At 46.3% G+C, this 16317-nt stretch carries 14 protein-coding genes; 6 read left to right on the top strand and 8 right to left on the bottom strand.

Going from position 1 to position 16317, the window contains the following annotated elements:
- Nucleotides 1–66: 66 nt before the first annotated feature.
- The 5 genes from NQ544_RS08105 (at nucleotide 67) to NQ544_RS08085 (ending at nucleotide 4293) form a co-directional block, all read left to right on the top strand.
- On the top strand, nucleotides 67–834 hold the full coding sequence (locus tag NQ544_RS08105; RefSeq protein ID WP_006847130.1) for a hypothetical protein: 768 nt from the start codon (nucleotides 67–69) through the stop codon (nucleotides 832–834).
- Nucleotides 797–1609: a hypothetical protein gene (locus tag NQ544_RS08100; protein ID WP_006847131.1), complete on the top strand. Its 813-nt coding sequence runs from the start codon at nucleotides 797–799 to the stop codon at nucleotides 1607–1609. The genes NQ544_RS08105 and NQ544_RS08100 overlap by 38 nt, the downstream gene beginning before the upstream one ends.
- Nucleotides 1581–2477 carry a hypothetical protein gene (locus NQ544_RS08095; protein ID WP_006847132.1) on the top strand — a complete coding sequence of 299 codons (897 nt, stop codon included), beginning with the start codon at nucleotides 1581–1583 and terminating at the stop codon, nucleotides 2475–2477. Before NQ544_RS08100 ends, NQ544_RS08095 begins: the two co-directional genes overlap by 29 nt.
- A 60-nt stretch (nucleotides 2478–2537) precedes the next feature.
- A complete protein-coding gene (locus NQ544_RS08090) occupies nucleotides 2538–3011 on the top strand; it encodes a DIP1984 family protein (protein ID WP_006847133.1) in 474 nt (157 codons plus the stop codon).
- Nucleotides 3012–3309: 298 nt separating this feature from the next.
- Nucleotides 3310–4293, top strand: a complete 984-nt coding sequence (locus NQ544_RS08085; RefSeq protein WP_006847135.1) for a helix-turn-helix transcriptional regulator — start codon at nucleotides 3310–3312, stop codon at nucleotides 4291–4293.
- Nucleotides 4294–4546: 253 nt separating this feature from the next.
- Here NQ544_RS08085 and NQ544_RS08080 read toward each other — a convergent pair whose 3' ends face one another.
- The 3 genes from NQ544_RS08080 to alaS all read right to left on the bottom strand — a co-directional run bounded on the left by NQ544_RS08080 (nucleotide 4547) and on the right by alaS (nucleotide 9173).
- Nucleotides 4547–5056, bottom strand: a complete 510-nt coding sequence (locus NQ544_RS08080; protein ID WP_040552853.1) for a gamma carbonic anhydrase family protein — start codon at nucleotides 5054–5056, stop codon at nucleotides 4547–4549.
- Between the two features lie 60 nt (nucleotides 5057–5116).
- Nucleotides 5117–6241: an AAA family ATPase gene (locus tag NQ544_RS08075; protein ID WP_040552955.1), complete on the bottom strand. Its 1125-nt coding sequence runs from the start codon at nucleotides 6239–6241 to the stop codon at nucleotides 5117–5119.
- A 268-nt stretch (nucleotides 6242–6509) separates the two neighbouring features.
- Complete coding sequence (gene alaS / locus NQ544_RS08070; RefSeq protein WP_006847138.1) at nucleotides 6510–9173, bottom strand: alanine--tRNA ligase; 2664 nt, start codon at nucleotides 9171–9173, stop codon at nucleotides 6510–6512.
- Between the two features lie 177 nt (nucleotides 9174–9350).
- Here alaS and NQ544_RS08065 point away from each other — a divergent pair, with 177 nt between their 5' ends.
- The gene (locus NQ544_RS08065) at nucleotides 9351–9698 is read left to right on the top strand and encodes a MerR family transcriptional regulator (RefSeq protein WP_006847140.1); all 348 of its coding nucleotides are present in this window, start codon (nucleotides 9351–9353) and stop codon (nucleotides 9696–9698) included.
- Between the two features lie 27 nt (nucleotides 9699–9725).
- On the opposite strand, the gene NQ544_RS08060 is transcribed toward NQ544_RS08065, so the two are convergent.
- From NQ544_RS08060 to NQ544_RS08040, 5 genes are all read right to left on the bottom strand, one after another.
- Nucleotides 9726–10715 carry a pectinesterase family protein gene (locus tag NQ544_RS08060; protein WP_006847141.1) on the bottom strand — a complete coding sequence of 330 codons (990 nt, stop codon included), beginning with the start codon at nucleotides 10713–10715 and terminating at the stop codon, nucleotides 9726–9728.
- A gap of 137 nt (nucleotides 10716–10852) precedes the next feature.
- Nucleotides 10853–13138: a RelA/SpoT family protein gene (locus NQ544_RS08055; protein WP_006847142.1), complete on the bottom strand. Its 2286-nt coding sequence runs from the start codon at nucleotides 13136–13138 to the stop codon at nucleotides 10853–10855.
- 65 nt (nucleotides 13139–13203) lie between these two features.
- Nucleotides 13204–14562, bottom strand: coding sequence for a lytic transglycosylase domain-containing protein (locus NQ544_RS08050; protein ID WP_006847143.1), 1359 nt, complete (start codon nucleotides 14560–14562; stop codon nucleotides 13204–13206).
- An 80-nt stretch (nucleotides 14563–14642) separates the two neighbouring features.
- Complete coding sequence (locus tag NQ544_RS08045) at nucleotides 14643–15329, bottom strand: DUF5683 domain-containing protein (RefSeq protein WP_006847144.1); 687 nt, start codon at nucleotides 15327–15329, stop codon at nucleotides 14643–14645.
- A 56-nt stretch (nucleotides 15330–15385) separates the two neighbouring features.
- Nucleotides 15386–16297 (bottom strand): ParB/RepB/Spo0J family partition protein, encoded by a 912-nt coding sequence (locus NQ544_RS08040; protein WP_040552855.1) that lies wholly within the window; start codon nucleotides 16295–16297, stop codon nucleotides 15386–15388.
- Nucleotides 16298–16317 lie beyond the last annotated feature (20 nt).

The raw sequence follows: 16317 nt of genomic DNA, 5'->3' as shown, positions 1-16317 counted from the left end.
CGCTTGCGTCACGATTTGACACACCCAACCTGTACCTTTGCAGCTGTAAACATAAAACAAGGAATTATGGCACAGATTACAATCAATATCCAGACTTTGGACTGGACAATGGGGGAAACCGTAGGCTTGCACTTGATGCTGAAGAAAGGTAGTAAGGCAAGAATCGCTTGGGGCGATGGAAAGGTACAGGTCGTGACAGGTAAACAGAAACCAGCTTCCGAAAAGTTGGCTTGGGTAGAGGCAGGTCATTCCTATCCTGAGAAGGGCATGTACTACACCATTACCATCTGTTCGGAAGAGGAGGATGCCATTATAGGATTTAATGGATGTGGCATGTTCGAGGTGAAAACCTTAGATGTGATTCTCACGGAATGTCCTAACTTGCGTATCTTGGGCTATTCTGGGTATGGCGAGGAGAAACTCGACGTGAGCAAGAATCCTTTGCTGGAGTTCATCGACTTCCACGAGATAAGAAACGAGAAGTTGGATTTCTCTGCCAATCCTCTCTTGGAGGAGTTGCATATCAAGGGTGCCAAGGACTTGGTATCTTTGAATTTGAGCAAGAACGACAAGTTGCGTCGCTTGGACATCTTCATGTGTTATAATCTTCAGCATCTTGCCCTGAGCAATCAGTCACAACTGAATGAGGTGGATTTCGCTCTCACTCATCTCCGTCCCAAGGACTTGGAGTATTTGGAGAAGACGTTGAAGCGAAACTCTCCTTACAAGGTACGGGGCGGAAGTTTCGGCGATGATAAGATAATAGAAGTTAGTAATGGTGAAATCGTAGGTGAAGATGAAGGAAAATTGGATTCAACTTATCGATATAATTGAGAAAGATCCGTTTGAAACGGAGGCTTTCTTCGCTTTGATGGAGTATGTGGGCGAAGCGTCGGATGAGGACAAACGCAGAGTTGTACAAGAAGTAGAGCGTCGCATCAAGATGATTGCCCGTTATGATGCGGACAAGAGTTTCCGCTTCCGTAAGTTCAGTGAACAGGAGCGGGAGGTGCTTGATTCCCTTTGGAGTACTCGGGTAAAGATTCTCAATGTGATGATGCTTCATCCTACAGATGCTGAAATCGCACGACTGGGACATCAGAATGACAAACTCCGTGAGTTGTCGAAGGATGCTTTTGCGCAAGGGCGCAACCTATGGCAGTCTTTACTGCATTCTCCTCATCTGAAAGCTGACGACGACCGCTATGATGTAGAAGAACACGTAGGTTTCTGTTATAATGATGAGGATTCCGTCCTCAAGATGGATAATGATGACTATTATGGCTCAGACTTCGAGTATATGCTCCATTTTCATTGCAATTTTAGGGATAGTGGGCGGTATTCGTATGGGGAACCTCTAGTGGCTGATGATGGGACCAACTGGAATTTGGATTATCTCGACAATCAGGCTTTCGACAGATTTTGTATCTGCCATCTCATGCACTCGTTACATAGTCATGAATATTACTCGTTGCCAGACATTCTCCGTATGGATGACTTCTATGTACATGTCTGGCTGCAGTATGAGCGAGAGGTGTATCAATGGAAAAAAGGAAACGTAATCTTTAAAGAGGAAGTAAATGGAAAAGGAATGGAAAAAACTGATTGATGAAGTTGAGAACAACCGTAGCTGTAGTTCGGAGCCTAACTTCAAATTTGTAGACTTTATAAGAGAAAAGTCAACGATAGAGGACAAGCGTGCCATCGTGCAAGAGGTGGAGCGTCGTATCAAGAAGGTGGTGAATTGTGAGGATAATAATCCAGGTTGGTTCTTCCGTAACTTCAGTGATACGGAGCGGGATTTGCTGGACGATTTGCTCGGGCTTCGTGAGGTGACGCTCGATGAGATGATGCTTCATCCTACTGCTGCCGAGGTGGAACGATTGAGCAAGTTGAACGACAAACTCTACAAACTCACCTTGGAGTGTTTTGAGCAGTGCCGTAACCTTTGGCTTACGCTCTACCGTTCGCCATACAAGGTGGACGACCGTTTCTGCTACGACTTGGACAGTACGCTTCGATTCGAGTATGCTGACAAAGACTCGGTCTTGCATCTGGAGAATGATGACTATTACGGTTCTGATTTCGACTATATGATTCACTTGACGGATGAATTGATCAGTACCAAGCATGGCAAGATGGATACCATCGTGAATGGTGCGTCTGCCGACTTTTTCGGCAACGAAGAGGATACGTTGAGAGAGTTGACTGATACGCTCGACGATGGCACGTCGTGGGCGGAAGGCTATCTGCACAACAAGGCGTACGACCATTTGTGTATCTGTTATGCGATGCATGCCTTGCATACTCATGAGCCTTGGTGCCTGCCAGATATTCTCCGCATGGATGATTTCACTATCAATGTGAAATTGAATTATGAGCGCAGCGTGTCAGAGCAGCGAGATATTCGTTATGCTGATGATGGAAATGAAACTGACCCTCATTGGCCTGAGGATGTGCCTTGCTTGGAAAGGTGAAAAATAATTTGTAATGCAATAAAAATAAAATTAGAACGTCATATATAAAAATAGAAGATTATGAAGTTAGCAGAAGCATTGAGCATCAGAGCCGACTTGCAGAAGAGAGTGGCTCAACTGAAAGAACGTATCAAGGAAAGCGCCAAGGTACAGGAGGGCGATGAACCTTGCGATAACGTGGAGGAACTGTACAAGGAACTGGATGACGTACTCGTTCAGTTGGAAGATCTGGTTTATCGTATTAACATCACCAACGTTCAGATAGTTCAGGACGGAGAGTCCTTGACTCGATTGATAGCCAAGAGAGACGTCTTGTCGATGCGTGTCAAGGCATTGAAAGAGGTGGTGAACTACGTAGCTGCCAACGATACTCGCTTTGGCAGAAACGAACTGAAATATGTTAGAACCATAGATATAAAGGCTCTTCGTAAGGAGGCTGATACCTATGCCAAGCAGTATCGGGAGCTCGACCTGAAAATTCAGAGTTTGAACTGGACTGTAGATTTGGTGGATTTGCAAGACTTGCCCCGATAATGGAGCGAGGATTGAAATTTTCATTGAGTAGATTAAAATTTTCGGAGAAAAGATAGAGGCAGCAAGAAACTGACATCAGGCAATAGGTCTGTGTTAGCATTATTAAAAATTCATGTGTTTCATGCAAAGAGACGAGTTTGTTCACAGTTCATTTCAAGCATCGGGCACAAGTGTATCGCGCATTGGTATATGACAAAAGTCAGAAACGCCAGCATTTAGCATTACCATTTTGTTGGCTATCTTTTCTCCTTTTCTTTTTAGGCATTTCTCGTAAATATTCACTAGATTTTTAGAGATTATGGACAATCGTGTAAAATTCTATAGTTGGCTGATAGGCCTCTTGGATCGTAAGCATCTTACCTTTGAGGAGATTGCTAATGAGTGGCGTGATGCCAACGCTAATCAGGATGAGGATGAGTTGGACAAGCGTACCTTTCATCGTTATCGTGAAAATATCCAGTCGCAGTTTGGCATTACTGTGGAATGCGACAAGAGCGACGGCTATCGGTATTATCTGAAGCGTGATCCGATCGCTAATGATGATGTAACGGAATGGATGCTGAGTTCCCTGCGGTTGGCTTCGCTTGGTGATATGCTGAAATTTCATAACAAGGTGATGCTTGATACGCCGCCATACAACACGGAATATCTGGATGATATTCTTGCAGCGATTGATAAGCAATATCTGCTGAAGTTTAAGTATGTTTCTGGGTTCGGGGCAGAGAGCGATATCGTGCTACAACCGGCTTTCGTGAGATACTACAAGCAGAGATGGTACGTTGTGGGAGTTAAGAAACAACGTTCGGCGTCCGAAGGGAAAGCCAATTCAAGTGCAGAGGAAGATGTGAGAAAACTCGTTCGCTGTCTTCCTTTTGACCGCATCAGTTTTCTGAAGCTTATTTGCGAGAAGCATCCGTTGTCGGCAAAGATGAAGAAGTTCCTGACTCCAGAGAATTATTATGAAGATTGCTTTGGCATCTATCGGATGGAAGATGTGCCCGTGGAGAAAATCCGCATCCGTGCCTTCTATCCGGAATACAATTACATCGAGGAGGTTCCGCTGCACGAGAGTCAGCAGAAAGTGAAGGAGTCGAAAGACGGAATGTATCGGGAATATACCCTCACCATTCGCCCCAGCCGTGATTTCCTTCAGGAACTGTTGTGGCATGGCAGAAATATCATTGTACTGAAGCCTGAGAGCTTGAGGCAGGAGATGATTGATATCTTAAAGGATATGGCGAAGAGTTATGAAACCGGCGAATGCCTGAATGGGGAGGAATAAAAGAATCCTCAGATCGGGAACACACTGTGTGTCCAATCTGAGGATACGATGACTGTCTCCTTTCCAAGATACCTTTCTATCTTGTCGATATATGATTGACGAATAATAGTTGCCATATTTTTATCACTTATAAATGAAACTTTTTGCAAATATACGAAAAGTTTCACTTATAAGTGATAAAACTTATCTATTTTTAGTTTTTATAACTTATAGATGGTATCGTTTCGATGATATTAAATGCTCGTTGTAACAATTAATCTTCCTTCAGATACCAGTCTTTGATGTATCCGGAATAATGCTTGGCAAATTCTTCGGCTTGTCCGGGAGCGCAAGCTTTCACCTTCTTGGCTGGAATACCCGCCCAAATCTCATGTGCAGGAACCTTGGTGCCATGGGTAACTACAGCACCTGCTGCAATAATAGCCCCTTCTCCAATGTCAGCCTTGTCAAGCACAGTGGCATTCATTCCGATGAGTGCGCCTTTTCTGACTGTGGCTCCGTGGACGATGGCCCCATGTCCCACAGATACATCATCCTCCAGGATGCAAGGCATCGTACCGGTTTGATGGATGCAGGCGCAATCCTGCACATTTACCCTGTTTCCACATCTGATGGCATCCACGTCAGAGCGCAATACCGCACTATACCAGATGCTACAGTCATCACCAAGAATACAGTCACCGGTCAGTACGGCATTCTCAGCGATAAAACAATTCTTTCCCCATTGAGGAGTCTTTCCCTCTACTGTCTTTATAATAGCCATATTGAATATATATTTAAATTTGGGTGCAAAGGTAGCAAAAAATATTGGAATCACCTTATACTATTTCAGATACTTCTTCAGCCACAAATCGAAGAACTTGTCATATACCACGTAGGCATCATCCTGCTGGGTGATGAAATCCTTCTCCAGCAATCCCTTCAGGGCGGAATTTACAGAGCTTGGCGACGGGAGATGATATTTCTTTGCGAAGGCTCCGCTCTTTACGCTTCTGGCTTCGCCCTCTGCAGAGATGGCAATGAAGACATTGCGCTGCTTTTCCGGCATCTGGCGCAGAAGGGTCTCGTAGGTGTCTGATGCCATGTTGAGATTGTAGTTGATGGCGTCATCTACCATATCCAGAGTGCAGGTACCCTGTTCGGGAGTCTTGAGGAAGAGAACATTCATTACTCGCTGGATGTATGAAGTGACACCACCGAAACGGGCGAAGAGTTCTCCGATAATGGCAGTATCTAGATGTTTGTTGCTCTCCTCGAACTTGGCTGTGGCAAACTCCTTGTATTTCTCCACATCCAGAGGCTTCAGGTTCATCAGCGTTACGCTCTGATAGAATGGGCGGGCAGGAGATGTGAACATTTCTGCCATCAGATGGCGGTGAGAGCCCGAGAAGATGAAGTGGGCATTGGTGCAACGCTGAATGTAGGTGCGAAGTAAAGCTTCTATGCGGTTGTCGGCATAGTTGGTGATTTGCTGAAACTCGTCGATGGCAACAAGACATGGCTTGTCGGCTTGGTTGAGATAAGAGAATATCTCATCAAGCGTAATTTCGGGATTTACTATGTTGCCGATGCCTATTCCCCAAACTGGAGCCCCGTTGATATCGAAAGAGATTTCTGAACGGAGAGAAGAGAGTGCTATCAGGAATTTCTCCCAAGCGCTTCTGCCTTTAGGGCGAAGTTCATCAATAATGGCTTTGCCGAACATATTGACCAAATCGCTGACGGAATTGGTTGAATAGATGTCTATGATAAAAGTATAATAATCTTTTTGGATGACTGGCTGGGCAAAGCAATGGTGAATCAACTCTGTCTTTCCGATGCGTCGAGGGGAAATCAGAGCCATGTTATTCTCATTGGTCAGCATCTCTGTGATATGCTGGGTTTCTTCCATACGGTCGCAGAAGTATTCCGGACCGGCGTAACCATTTGTGACAAAAGGATTCTTCATTACCATATCTATACCTTATTATATATTTTACGGCTGCAAAGATACAACTTTTATTCCGATTATCATAAAGTGATTATCATAAAATGATAATGAAATAAGAAATTTTATCATTTGATGATTATCATAAATTGATAATTATGATATGGAGACCCCTTTAATGTCAACAGAAAAAGGGTTGCAATTCTCGAAAAGATGGATTGCAACCCTTTATACCTTTTATATATAAGAGTTAAGATAACTCTATCAAATATTCATTTGTGGAAGCAGATTACAGCTGAGCTAATTCTACAACCTTATCTACTGCAGCGCTCAAGCCGTCCTTGTTCTTACCGCCAGCCTGAGCATAGTGAGGCTGACCGCCACCGCCACCCTGAATCAACTTGGCAGCTTCGCGAATCATCTTACCAGCGTTCAAACCGTGATCCTTAACCATATCATCGCTGAACATTACGCTGAGCATAGGCTTGTCGTTATAAACAGAACCTACCACGCAGATCATGTTCTCTGGCAATGCCTCGCGAACCTTGAATACCAAATCCTTGGCAGCTGCTGGCTCCATTGGTAATACGGCTGTAACAACCTTCACACCATTGATTTCTTTTGCATTCTCTACAAGCTTATCCTTGGCACGCTCTACAGCCTGAGCCTGGAACTTCTCAACATCCTTCTTCAAGGCATCGTGCTCGTCGATGTACTTTCTGATGACACCTTCGAGATCCTTGGCGTTGTTGAACAAGCCCTTCAAGGCTACGATGGTATCCTGCAAACCGTAGATAGCCTCCTCGCAAGCCTTGCCTGTCAAAGCCTCGATACGGCGGATGCCGGCTGCTACGCTGCTCTCAGAGATAATCTTGAAGAAACCAATCTTACCTGTGCCCTTGGCGTGAATACCACCACAGAACTCGGCAGATGGACCGAAGCGAACTACACGAACCTTGTCGCCATACTTCTCGCCGAAGAGGGCGATAGCGCCAAGTTCCTTAGCCTCCTCGATAGGAGTATCGCGGTGCTCATCCAATGGATAGTCGGCACGGATCATCTCGTTTACCATGTGCTCTACCTTGCGGAGCTCCTCATCAGTTACCTTCTGGAAGTGAGAGAAGTCGAAACGCAAGGTGTCCTTATCTACATAAGAACCCTTCTGTTCTACGTGGTCGCCCAAAACCTGCTTCAGACAGTAGTCGAGCAAGTGGGTAGCTGTATGGTTGGCAGCACTTCCCTCGCGGTTCTCGATATCTACGCAAGCCATGAAATCTGCGTTTACATCCTTTGGCAACTCCTTTACGATGTGGATGCTCTGGTTGTTCTCGCGCTTGGTGTCGATAACCTGGATGGTCTCGTTCTCGCTAACGAGTACACCCTTGTCGCCAACCTGTCCACCCATCTCACCATAGAATGGAGTGTTGTCGAGTACCAGCTCATAGAAAGAGTTCTTCTTCTGAGTCACCTTGCGGTAGCGCAGGATGTGGCACTCATATTCTGTATAGTCGTAACCCACGAAGTTCTGGTCGCCTTCTTTCAAAACCTCCCAGTCGCCGTTCTCTACGGCAGCAGCATTGCGGGCACGTTCCTTCTGCTTCTTCATCTCCTCGTTGAAGCCTGCAGCATCTACGGTGTAACCATTCTCACGGCAGATAAGCTCTGTCAGGTCGAGAGGGAAACCATAGGTATCGAAGAGGCGGAATGCGCTTACGCCATCAAGCTGAGTCTTGCCATGAGCCTTGAGCTCGTCCATATCGCCATTGAGGAGGTTGATACCCTTCTCCAAGGTGCGGAGGAATGAATCCTCTTCCTCTTTCATCACGCGGGTGATGAGCTCCTGCTGAGCTGGCAACTCTGGGAAGGCTGCACCCATCTGCTCTACCAATACATTGACGAGCTTGTACATGAATGCCTGCTTCTGACCGAGGAATGTGTAAGCGTAACGTACGGCACGGCGCAAGATGCGTCGGATTACGTAACCTGCCTTGGCGTTGCTTGGCAACTGACCGTCGGCGATAGAGAAGGCTACGGCACGGAGGTGGTCGGCGCAGACACGCATAGCGATATCAATCTTCTCCTGCTCATCCTTACCCTCACCATTCTCACCAGTAGGAGTAGTGAAGCCATACTTCTTGCCAGAGATAGCCTCGATTTCCTTGATGATTGGCTGGAAGATATCAGTATCATAGTTAGAGTGCTTGTCCTGCAACATGCGAACCAAGCGCTCGAAGCCCATACCTGTATCGATAACGTGCATTGGGAGTGGTTCGAGAGAACCATCAGCCTTACGGTTGTACTGCATGAACACGATGTTCCAGATTTCGATGACCTGTGGGTTATCCTTGTTTACCAACTCACGGCCTGGCACCTGAGCCTTCTCCTCTGGAGTACGAGAATCCACGTGAATCTCTGAGCAAGGACCGCAAGGACCTGTATCGCCCATCTCCCAGAAGTTGTCGTGCTTGTTACCATTGATGATATGGTCGGCTGGCACGTGCTTAGCCCAGTAACCTGCAGCCTCGTTGTCGCGTTCCAGACCTTCCTCCTTGCTACCCTCGAATACGGTAACGTAGAGATCGGCAGGGTTGAGCTTCAAAATTTCAGTAAGATACTCCCATGCCATATCAATGGCACCCTCCTTAAAGTAGTCGCCGAAGCTCCAGTTACCGAGCATCTCGAACATGGTGTGGTGGTAAGTATCGTGACCCACCTCTTCGAGGTCGTTGTGCTTACCGCTTACACGGAGACATTTCTGAGTATCAACACGACGAACATCCTTGCCTGGGTCTTTTGTACCGAGGATGATGTCTTTCCACTGGTTCATACCAGCGTTTGTAAACATCAGCGTTGGGTCATCCTTGATAACCATAGGTGCTGATGGAACAATCTTGTGGCCTTTACCTTCGAAGAATTTCTTGAAGGATTCGCGCACTTCATTAGCTGTCATCATATCTTTTTTATATTTATCTTTAATTTCTTTTTCCTGTTTTGGAGAGGGGATTGAGAGTCCTCTCAGAAAATATTTTTGCCCTTTAGGGCATTTTCTTCCGAAAATCTTTGCAAAGATAAGAAGAATTGTTTAATTTTGCAACTAAATTAATTATTTTTGAAATTAAAGACGGAAAAAATGGCAATAATTCCAGATAAAACAACGAAATTGTACTATTCAATCAAGGAAGTAGGTGAAATGTTTAGTCTAAACGACTCTACGTTGAGATATTGGGAAAAGGAGTTTCCTTTTCTCAAACCGAAGGTTGCTGGCAATAAAGTGCGTCAGTATACCGATAAGGATATTGAGCAGGTAAGGCTCATCTACAACCTTATCAAGGTGAAGGGATTGAAGATTGCGGCTGCCCGTAAGTATCTGAACCAAAACAGAACGGGTGCCGAGAAATCTTCTGAAGTTCTCGACACCCTTATTTCTGTAAGAGACCAGCTCAAAGAACTCAAAAAGCAGCTCGATGGACTGGTTTAGTAACTTTGGCTTTATGATTAGCTAGGGTTACCACGCTTCTTCGCCGAAGACATTCTTGATGGTAACTTTAGCTGCTTCTTTCTTGGTGAGCTGGCGGCTCCAGGCTACGCGTGCCTTGGTTGCAGCACCTGCACCGTGGTTGTTATATTCGCTGTAGCGGGCTGTCTGTTCGTTGCTCTGCTTGCCCCAGTTGTGCCATCCTTCTGGACGGATGTGGCTGCCCATTTCGCAATTCATGAAGAGGGTAGCTGCATAAGGGCGCCATGGACGGCCCAGATAAACCTTGTCTACACCTGGCTCGGCGGTAAGCTTGCACTTGTTGAATACATAGCCATATTCCTGACCGGCAGGACTGGATGCGGCTGTGATGTAGCTGTTGGCCTTGCTGTGAATCTCACAATTCTCAAACCATGCTCTTCCCGGACCAAAGATGAAATCGGTGGTTCCTTCGATGTAGCAATCATAGAAGGCTGAACGGTTGTTGGCTATACCTGTATAAACGGTATCCTGATTGCCCCGCAGACGGCAGTTCAGAACCAGGATATGATCGCCTTCAAGATGCAGGGAGACTGCTTGTCCCAGTTTGGCTGCATTGTTCTCGATGGTGATGTTCTCGATGGTGATGTAACTGCCCTGTACTTTCAGGGTATAAGTGCGGAATGTGCCCATCGGTTTGCCCTTTACTGCAGCTTCTGAATCGAGTCCACCTACAGGCATCTTGATGTTGGCATGATCGTCCCATGTGATGATGGTGTTATCACGGTCTTCACCACAGATGGTGATGTTGGTGAGCCATGAAGGGAGGATGAGTTTCTCCTTGTACACGCCTTTCTTTACGTAGATTACCTTGCTGTAATCCATGAAAGCACGACATACTTCGATGGCTTCGTCGATGGTGCGGAATTCGCCGGTACCATCACGGGATACTACAATCGTGTCGGGGTTGTCATACTTGTTGGCTGCTGCCAGAGGCAACAGGGTCAACATTATAAAAAATGATAAGAATAATTTTTTCATATTGTTTTTAAGTTTTTTGTTTTGAATCGATTTCTATAAAGATGTTGAAATCTGTATGATTTCATAGAGAATCGCCAGATTTTAAATCCGGCGATTCTCTATTATTTATCTTTTCTTTATTATCATAAACTCCTAAGTTACAGGATTCTCTGTACTTCTTGCAGATCATCAATATTTCGGAGTTGGTTCATAATGGTCTTAACTTCTTCGCGGTCGTGAACACGGAGTTCGATGGTACCGTCGAAGATGCCGTTGTCGCTACTGATAGTTACCTTATGGATATTGATACCCAACTGGTCGCTAATCACCTTACTTACATCCAGCAGCATGCCCTTACGGTCGATACCCTTGATTTCGATGGTAGCATCGAAGAGTATCTGCTTGTGCATATCCCATTTGGCATCTACGATGCGGTTGCCGAAACTGGACTTCAGTTTGGCTGCTATGCTGCAAGAGCGCTTATGGATTTCGATGCGGTTCTTGTTGTCGATAAAGCCCATAACGTCATCGCCAGGAATCGCATGGCAGCAGCTAGGGAAGATAAACTGGTTGATGTTCTCCTCGGTCAGGATGAGTGGCTTCTTCTTGTTGAAGTCTTTGCCCACCACGAAAAGATCCTGAGGCTTCACGATGCCTTTTTCTTGAGCCTTCTCCTTACTCTTGCCCAGGAATGGGATATAATTGCGCCAGCTGCTGGTCTGCTGTTTTTTAGGCTTGCCCTGCAACTCATCGAAGTCTTTATCGCCTAGGATAATCTGATGGTCTCCCAATGACTGGAAGAGGGTTTCAGGCTTCTGGATATTATGAAAATCGCATAGGCGGTCTACCACCGATGCACTCATCTCGATGCTGTTCTTCTTGAGCCATTCGGTGAGTATGTTTTCTCCCTTCTTCTGAACCTCTCGTGAATCGCGGCGCAGGATGGCAAGAATCTTGCTCTTTGCCTTGGCCGAACTGACGAAGTTTACCCATTCTTCCTGTACATGCTGGCTCTTGGAAGTAAGAATCTCAACCTGGTCGCCACTTTGCAGCTTATGGCTCAGCGGAACCAGCTTATGGTTTACCTTGGCTCCGATACAGTGGCTGCCCAGGAAGGTATGAATCTGGAAGGCGAAGTCGAGGGCAGTACAGCCTGCCGGCATCGTCTTGATTTCTCCCTTTGGTGTGAAGACGAAGATTTCTGAAGCATAGAGGTTCAGCTTGATGGCATCGAGGAAGTCCATGGCATCCGGCTGCGGATCGTCCAGAATCTCCTTGATGGTGCTGAGCCAGTCGTTCAGTTCGTTCTCATCTTCTGTATATTCACCTTCGTTTCCTTCTTTGTATTTCCAGTGGGCAGCAAACCCCTTTTCTGCTACCTCGTCCATACGGTCGGAACGGATCTGCACTTCTATCCATCTTCCCTGCTTACTCATCAGGGTAACGTGGAGTGCCTGATAACCATTTGCTTTCGGATGGTTCAACCAGTCGCGCAGACGGTCTGGATGGCTCTTGTAGATTTTGCTGATGGCTACGTAGATATTGAAACATTCGTTTACTTCGTTTGCTCTCACCTTTGGCGTAAAGATGATGCGCACAGCAAGAATGTCGTAAATCTCATCGAAGGTAACGTGCTTGTTCTGCATCTTGTTCCAAATAGAATAAGGGCTCTTCACACGTGCTTTGATTTTGTATTCTACGCCTAACTTGTCGAGTTCTTCGCGGATAGGTGCAGTAAAACTCTCGAAGAGGGTATCGCGCTGCGATTCGGTATCGGCAAGCTTATGCTCTATGTTGGCATACTCCTGTGGATGGTCGTAGCGGAAGCTGAGGTTTTCGAGTTCGGTCTTGATTTTGTTCAAGCCCAATCGGTTGGCGAGAGGTGCATAAATATACAAGGTTTCGCCCGCAATCTTGTATTGTTTGTTGGCCGGTTGCGATTCCAGCGTGCGCATGTTGTGCAGGCGGTCGCAAATCTTGATAAGGATAACACGGATGTCATCGCTCATAGTGAGCAACAGTTTTTTGAAGTTTTCTGCCTGTGCTGATGCCTTATCGCCGAAGATTCCACCACTGATTTTGGTGAGTCCATCAACGATTTGTGCCACTTTAGCTCCAAAGATGTTTGAGATATCTTCTACGGTGTAGTCGGTATCTTCTACCACATCATGAAGCAGTGCGGCACAGATGCTCGTTGAGCCGAGCCCCATCTCCTCGCAGGCTATCTGAGCCACGGCGATAGGGTGCATGATATATGGTTCGCCCGAGAGGCGGCGCACACCTTTGTGCGCCTGTCTGGCGAAGTTGAATGCCTTGGTCACTATATCTACCTTCTTGCGGTGTCGTGAACTCAGGTAGGTGTCAAGCAGGTGTTGAAAGGCATCGCCAATCAACTGGTTATCAGCCTGCTCTCTTTCGAGGTCTTTCAAGTTCTGGTCATCCATAGTGGGTTCCTCCAATAAATAATGTTCTTAATTAGACTGAAAAAACTACAGCGTACGTAGTTCTTTTATTTCACTTTGATTTTCTTTCCGGCACGGATACTGCTACCCTTGATGCCGTTCAGTTTGCGCAGTTTCTTAACGGTTGTTCCGTGGCGTGCTGCTATTTCAGAAAGGGTATCACCATTCTTGATGGTAACACTCTTGCTGCCTTGTTTTCTGTTTCTGTCTCGCTTGCTGCTCTTCTTGCTGCGTGAAGAAGCGCTGTGGCGACTGTAGCTGCTTCGTGGGCGGCTATAGGTAGGCTGTGCATCGTTGATATCTACGGTAGCGCGCTTCAGGAAGAGTTCATCGGCTCTGTAAGCACAGATGCTGTCCTGCTGGTCGATGAAACTACCGATGAGGGTAGATGGAAGACGCAATACCATCGGATGGTTCAATCCGTTGATGATATCATGACGATACTGTGGATTCAGATTGCGCAGGTGCTCGATGTTGATGTTCAGCACTTTGGAAATCTGCTCCAGGTGGATATCTTTTGATACTACGATAGTGTCTGTCTTTACTGGCAGTTCGCTTACCATAGGGCAGATGTTATGATCGCAGTAGTAGTTCATGATGTAGTTGGCAGCGATGAAAGCTGGTACATATCCACGTGTTTCCTTTGGCAGATATGGATAGATGTTCCAGTAGTCGGCGTTGCCTTTTGCACGATGGATGGCCTTGTTGACATTGGTTGGACCGCAGTTGTAAGCTGCAATCACGAGGCTCCAATCGTCGAATATCTTGTACAGGTCGCTCAGATAGTGAGCGGCTGCATAGGATGCTTTTACCGGGTCGCGGCGTTCATCGATGAGTGAGTTTACTTCCAGTCCATATCGCTTGCCGGTAGGCAGCATAAACTGCCATAAACCTGTGGCACCAACGCGTGATACAGCTTTAGGGTTGAGTGCCGATTCAATAACTGGCAGATATTTCAATTCCAGTGGCAGGTTGTAAGCCTCTAATGCCTCTTCGAAAATAGGCATGTAGAAGTTACTTGCTCCCAATATAAAACTTACTGAACGGCGTAGTTTTCCGCTGTAACGGTCTATGAATTTCTGTACTACCTCATTGTATGGCATTTCGATGATGGTAGGCATTCTCTTCAGACGGTCGATATACACTTCCTTCTCGAAGACAGGGTTTACATCGCGGTATTTGCAGGTTGTATCTGCCATCATGTAAGTCTGTGCATTGTAAAGGTGGAGCAGGCTGTCGAGGTTATCTTCCAATCCCTCTGGTACTTCGATTTCCTCCTGCTTTCCGTCTTTGTCGGTAACGGTGATGATATCATCGTTATCTGTTTCTTCTTTAACGTCGGTTTGGGCATGAATGCCTTGTAAGCTGAACAGCATCGCTGCTGCCATGACTAGTATTTTCTTCATATTGATGTTTTATCTCGTCTATGTTTCTAATTTCTATTTTACGTTATAATATATATAGGTGTATTCTAACTCCTCAAGCATTAAAATGTGAGTGAGCAGCTTACGCCGAGGTTTCCAGACCGCAGCGGATTGGCAGTCTTGTTGCCGTTATTCAGCATGGTAGGCTCTATTCTGAGCGAGAGATCATCGGAGATGTCAAATTCCGAGAGCGATGCATCTACGTAGGCATCAATCACTGAGAAGGCATAGATGCCTATCATGACGAAGGTTCCCAAGTCTCTCCAACGGCGATATTTATCTTTTCGCTTGCGGAAGATTTCCTTATAGCGTTCTATGTTCGATTCGTTGATCTGGGCACCCAAGTGCAGAAATTGATTGTAGCTCTGGGTGTTTGGGTCATCGTCCATAATATCCATGTAGGCTTGCGAATAGTCGTGATACATCTGGTTGTTCCAGGTGATGGCGTATGTACAGCCTACGAAACCGCCATAGATGAAGGGCAGTTTCCAATATTTGCGATTGTATATCTGTCCGGCACCAGGTAATACAAGTGCCAACCACATGGCACGCTTGGTATCAGGTCGCCAGGTTGCCCAGTTGCGCTTTTTGCGTACAGGCTTTGCTGGTTGGGTGAGGCTTGCCAGTTTGCTGCTGTCTTGTGCGGTAAGCATCGAGTCTATGGCTATTTTTGCCGAGTCGGCTGATGCAATGGTTGGCACATCGGTCACTTGTTTTTTTTGTTTCGACTTCTGTGCCTGTGCGCCCATCGGTGCCAGAAGCAGCAGGGTTGCCAAACAGATTTGTGATATACTGAGTTTCACTTTTATTCTTGCTTTAACTGATCGAAAACATTCATGATGTGCTCCAGCTCCTCTTCGTTGGCGAATGGAATGCTGATTTTTCCCTTGCCTTTAGCAGAGCAGGTGAACTGCACTTTGGTATTGAGAAACTGTGACAGGCGGTTTTTGAGTTGTGTAAATTCCTCAGGCATCTGAGCCTTAGCCGTGATGGTTTTCTTACCGCTCTCGATGTCTTCTCCGCTCTTGAGTCGCTGTACCATCTCTTCAACCTTTCTTACTGAGTAGCCGTTCTTCTGTATCTCCTTGAACAACTTGATTTGCAGCGAAGGTGAGTCGAGGGCCAGTAGGGCACGGCAATGACCCATGTCGATTTCTTTCTTCTGTAGTGCCATCTGCACCTGGGCAGGAAGTTTGAGCAGTCGCAGATAGTTGGCGATAGCTGCACGGCTCTTGCCCACACGTTCTGAAATTTTCTCCTGTGTCATACCCTCGTTTTCCAGAAGGTGTTCGTAGGCGAGTGCTATTTCTATGGCGTTGAGGTCTTGGCGCTGGATATTTTCTACGAGCGCCATTTCCATTACGTTCTCATCGCTGATGGTGCGGATGTATGCAGGGATAGCTGTCAGCCCCGCAAGTTGTGAAGCGCGCCAGCGGCGTTCACCGGCGATAATCTGGAATCTGTTTTCTGAAACCTGTCTTAAGGTGATAGGCTGGATGATGCCTATGGCCTTGATGCTTTCGGCGAGCTCATGTAGGGCTTCGTCGTCAAACTCTCGGCGTGGCTGATTGGGATTCGCCTCAATCTGGTCGAGAGAAATTTCATTGATGGTACTGCTGCCCTGGGTGCGCACTCCCTCGGTAGAAATGAGGGCATCGAGTCCGCGTCCTAAAGCGTTGCTCTTTGTACCGTTGTTGTATTTCTTGTGTACTGCCATTTTTTTACTTTTAATTTTGA

The organism is Segatella copri DSM 18205 (assembly GCF_025151535.1).
In the GTDB taxonomy this organism is placed as follows: domain Bacteria; phylum Bacteroidota; class Bacteroidia; order Bacteroidales; family Bacteroidaceae; genus Prevotella; species Prevotella copri.
The sequence above is the reverse complement of the archived record's forward strand: the minus strand, read 5'-3'. Positions and strand labels throughout refer to the sequence as shown.